Origin of the sequence: Rudaea sp. (genome assembly GCF_036383415.1) — a bacterium.
Lineage (GTDB): Bacteria > Pseudomonadota > Gammaproteobacteria > Xanthomonadales > Rhodanobacteraceae > Rudaea.
The window spans coordinates 1-4,659 of record NZ_DASVOK010000437.1 but is presented as its reverse complement, the minus strand read 5'-3'; the positions used below and the strand labels follow the sequence as shown (position 1 = coordinate 4,659).

The following is a 4,659-nucleotide window of genomic DNA, read 5'->3' as shown; positions in this document are numbered from 1 at the left end:
TTGCCCATGCCCAGCCTGCCCCCGATGCGACCGGCCACACCCTACAGCCCGCGCGCACTGGCGGCGACGCTGGCGTGGCTGCGCGTCTGCGCCGTGGTCGGGCAGCTCGTCACCGTGCTCGCGGTCGCGCACCTGCTCATGCTGCCGATCGCCGAAGGCGCGCTGCTCGCCGGCATCGGCGCGCTCGCCGCGTTCGACGTCTTCGTCTGGTGGCGGCTGCGTCAGCCGTGGCCGGTCGGCGAAACCGAGGTCGTCGCCCATCTCGCCGTCGATACCGGCGTGCTTTGCTATCTGCTCTACCTGACCGGCGGCGCGACCAATCCGTTCATCTCGCTCTACATCGTGCCGATCGCGCTCGCCGCGATGACCTTGTCGCCTCGCCACCTCGCCGCGAGCGTGGGCATCGCCTGCTTCGCCTACTTAGTCGTGCTGGTTCGGCACGAGCCGCTGCCGGACATCGCCAGCCATGCCCTGCACGACGCCATCGACTCCAACGAACGCGACTTCAACCTGCACGTGCTCGGCATGGCGGTGAACTTCGCGATCAGCGCGGTGCTGCTCGGCTTCTTCATCTGGCGTCTCGCGCGCGACCTGCGCCGGCGCGAGACTCTCGCCCAGCGTGAACGCGAGCGCGCACTGCGCGACGAGGCCATCCTCGCGATCGCGACCCAGGCCGCAGGCGCCGCGCATGAATTGAACACGCCGCTGTCGACGATCCGCACTCTCGTCGGCGAACTGCGTCGCGAGCACCCGGCCGACACGCCGTTCGGCGAGGACTTGGCCCTGCTCGCCGGCCAGGCCGAACGCTGCCGCGACATCCTGCGCGAACTCGTCCAGGTCGGCAGCGCGCAATTGACCGAGCAGGCGCAGGTGCAGACTTTGTCCGAATTCGTCGCCGATTGCGCAGAACGCTTCCGCCTGCTGCGCCCGGCGATCACGCTCGACATCACCCTGGCCGACGCCGAGCATCCGCCGCGGCTGCGCATCGTGCCCGCGCTGCGCCATGCGATCCTCAACCTGCTCAACAATGCCGCCGATGCCTCGACGCTGACCGCGAGCACGAAAGTGGAATTTGCCGCGCGTGCCACCGACACCGACATCGTCATCGAGGTGCGCGATTACGGCCCCGGCCTGCCGCAGGTCGTGCGCGAAGCCGCCGGCATGCGCTTCGTCTCGGCCAAGCGTGATGGCCTTGGCCTCGGCCTCGCCCTGACCAACGCGACGATCGAACGCCTGCACGGCAGCCTGCACGTCGAGTCCCCACCCCGTGGCGGCACGCTGACGCGACTGACCCTGCCCTTGTCGGCACTGCGCGGCTCACCGCTGTAAAATTGCGCAAATGCCCTTGGCGACCCGTCCATGACTTCCGCTCCGCCCGATCTCAAACGCGTGCTGCTGATCGACGACGACGAGGTGTTCACGCGCGTGCTCGCGCGCGCGTTGGGCGCGCGCGGATTCGCCGTCGCCATCGCCCTCGACGCCGCGCAGGCACGCGCGCACTTGCGCGCCGAACCCGCGCAGTTCGCCGTGCTCGACCTCAAGCTTGGCGCAGACAACGGACTCGCGCTGATTCCCGAACTCAAGGCATTGCGACCGGAGCTGCGCATCCTGCTGCTGACCGGTTACGCCTCGATCGCGACCGCGGTCGAGGCGATCAAGCGCGGCGCCGACGATTACCTCGCCAAGCCGGTCGATGCCGACGCGATCGTCGCCGCGCTGCTGGAGACGCAGCACACCGCGGGTGCGCACGACGAGGTCGCGCTGCCGCATGCGCCACCGCCGCTGAAGCGGCTGGAGTGGGAACACATCCATCGCGTGCTGACCGAATGCGAGGGCAACATCTCCGAGACCGCGCGCCGCCTCGGCCTGCACCGGCGCACGCTGCAGCGCAAGCTGGCCAAGCATCCGGTACGCGAGGCCGATTGAAGTCGCCGCGTTGAAGCAGCCGCGGGCTCAGACGCGTACGCGCTGCGCGTGCACCTTGGTCTGACGCTGCAGCAGATCCTGCATGGCCTGCGCATCGAGCGCTTCGGAGTAGAAACGCCCCTGGGCGAAACGGCAACCGAGCGCTTCGAGCACGCGTGCGGTGCCCGCGTCCTCGACCGCTTCGGCGACAAGATCGATGTCGAGCGTATGGCCGAGCGCGAGGACGCTGGCGACGATGCGGCGCGCCTTGTCGTCCTGCACCAGGTCGGAGACGAAGAGGCGGTCGAGCTTGATCCGGTCGACCGGCAACTGGCGCAGATAGGCGATCGACGAATAGCCGGTGCCGAAATCGTCGAGCGCGATGCGTACGCCGGCCGCGCGCAGCGCATCGAGTTGCGACAGCACGCCGTCATCCGAACGGATCAGCACGCCTTCGGTGATTTCCACGCACAGGTTGCGTCCGGGGATGCGATGCCGGGCGAGCTCGTGCAGCATCTGTGTGGCCCAATGCGGATCGTGCATGTCGCTGGCGGAGACATTGACCGAGATCGCGAACCCGGGCAGGCGCACGAGCGGCCAGTCGGCCGCCGCGCGCAGCGTCGCGACGAGCATCTCGTGGTCGAGCTGGCCGATCAGGTTGTTGCGCTCGGCCCAGTCGATGACGTCGCAGGTGGTCACGCCCTCGGGCGCGCCATGCCAGCGCAGCAGGGCTTCGACGCCACGAATCTCGCCGCTGCGCATGTCGACGATCGGCTCGAACTGCGCCGCGAACGCGCGCGCGTTCCAGGCACTCTCGATCGCCGCATCGACGTCGGCCGCGGCGAGGCTGCGCTGCACGGTCTCCCTGCGGTGATGCTCGACATAGCCGGCGTAGTAGCGTTCGAGATGGAAAATCTGCCGGTCATTGACGCTGATCATCGTCAGGAACAGGCCGACCAGCACGCACAGGATCTGCGGCAGGGCCTGTCCCAGCCACCACAGCGGTGCACTCAGGTACGGCAGGGCGGCCTTGACCGTGGTCACGTCGAGATACCACTTGTCGGCGCCGACCTTGATGTCGAATCGCAGCGCGAGCTGCGGATCGGCACGACTCAACGTTCCCGGCTGCGACTCCATCTGCGCGAGCACGCCGCTGTCGGCATTGCCCAGCACGAGGCCGTGGCCCTCGGCGAGCAATTCCTGCCCTGCCTGCTGCGCGCCGAGCAAGGTGTCGATCCGCAGCGGAGCAATGACGACGCCGCGCGGCTGCGCGGTGGCGAGATAGAGGAATACCGCGGGCATGCGCGTGCCCGCCTGCGCTGACATGGCGCGCGAGGATGCGGTCAAGGTTCCGTCCTGCGCGGCGAACACGGCCTTGCGCCGGTTTGGCTCCGAGGCCAGATCGAAACCCAGCAGCGATTTGCGTGCATCCGGTGCAATGCGCAGCAGCGGCCAATATTCGGCACGACGCGGCGCCACGACGAGCCGGCCTTCGGCGTCGAGCTGGCTCAGCGTCACGGCGCGGCCCTGCTCCGCCGTCAATGCCGCTTCGACGCGGGCGCGCTGGTCATCGCCAACCCTACCAGCCCAATTGAGCCCGATCAGCAGCGGCGTGCGTTCGAGCAATTCATTGGCGAACTGGGTGAACCGATCCTGCGACATTTCTCCGGTCACGCGGTAGTAGGCGCGCAATGCGGTGAGCTTCTGCTCGGCCATTTGCAGATCTTCCTGAATCCCCGCCCTGAAGGCGGCGCCGAGTTCGCTGAAACGCTGTTGCTCGCGCGTCGCCTGCTGCGCACCAGCATAGGCGGCAAGCGCCCACGCCGGAAGCGCGACTAGCACAAGCGCAATCCACGGGTTGCGCAAGCGGTTGTGGGCGAATTTCGGCAGGTCCAGACGCAGTTCGCGGATCGCGATCAGTGGCACCGCCATCCATATCGCCAGCGTCGTCGATACCCACATCGCAGCCGCGAATGCGATGTTCTCGGTACGGATCGGCAGCGTGATCCAGCCAAGAGCGAGAGCGAGCACCGCCATCTTCAGCAGGCAGGCGGCCGGGCCGGCAAGCAGGAGCATCGACGACCATCCGGAGGCGGACAGCGAACCGTCGCGCAGCGCCGGCATGTAGTGGCGCAAGACCCGCGTCGACAGCCACGTCTGGATCACGCTGGCCAGGGAGATCGTCGCCAGCGAGATGCCGGCGAATTCGCGCTTGCCTTGCGCGCCGAGCAGGCTGAACCATTGCCAGTCGGAACTGAGGTTGACAGCGAGCGCGCCGATCAGGACGCCGGCCAGGGCCGGCCGCTTCCAGTAATAGACGCACAGCAGGGCCACACCCGCAACCGGCCAGAGCAAGGTATACGGGTTGGCCGCGGTGGCGAGCGCATTGGCGACGCGGCCGGCGGCGACCATGGCCAGCGCCGTCGCCAGAGCCTTCGCTGCAACCGACCACTTGCCGGTAAACAGTGTCACTCGACTACCCCTGGTCGAAGTACAACAGCCAGGCGATGTTCCGCCATGCGTATGGATGCGGGATCGAACAATCCCGCGTCGATCACGCCACTCCCAGCTTCATCCGGGGCGGCTCCTCGTTCACGACGGCGCGGTTTCGCTCCTATTGTGTCGCAGCCGGCGGATTTCGCCAATCAATTGGCAAACAATCGTTTGTCGCAGTCCGTCACGCGGAAGTTCGCAGCGGTTCTAATCTGATCCCTGTTCGCAGCGTTTGGCGTCTTTGCAGGAACCAGAACTCGA

Annotated in this window: 4 protein-coding genes; 3 read left to right on the top strand and 1 reads right to left on the bottom strand. The window is 67.4% G+C overall.

Going from position 1 to position 4,659, the window contains the following annotated elements:
* On the top strand, positions 1 to 1,329 hold a 1,329-nt coding region (locus VF497_RS15770; RefSeq protein WP_330890450.1), incomplete at its 5' end, for an ATP-binding protein.
* Between the two features lie 30 nt (positions 1,330 to 1,359).
* Positions 1,360 to 1,926: a response regulator transcription factor gene (locus tag VF497_RS15765; RefSeq protein WP_330890447.1), complete on the top strand. Its 567-nt coding sequence runs from the start codon at positions 1,360 to 1,362 to the stop codon at positions 1,924 to 1,926.
* 27 nt (positions 1,927 to 1,953) lie between these two features.
* Here the strand turns inward: VF497_RS15765 and VF497_RS15760 are convergent, their stop codons facing one another.
* Entirely contained in the window at positions 1,954 to 4,377 is a 2,424-nt protein-coding gene (locus VF497_RS15760; protein WP_330890445.1) for a sensor domain-containing phosphodiesterase, read from the bottom strand.
* Between VF497_RS15760 and VF497_RS15755 the strand changes: the two genes are divergently transcribed.
* Positions 4,371 to 4,659 (top strand): hypothetical protein (locus tag VF497_RS15755; RefSeq protein ID WP_330890443.1); only part of this gene is annotated, 289 nt, incomplete at its 3' end. The two genes, VF497_RS15760 and VF497_RS15755, sit on opposite strands and share 7 nt — an antisense overlap.

Bases quoted from the DNA above. Each gene is read 5' to 3' on its own strand.
- VF497_RS15765 (WP_330890447.1), top strand. From the start codon at position 1,360: ATGACTTCCGCTCCGCCCGATCTCAAACGCGTGCTGCTGATCGACGAC.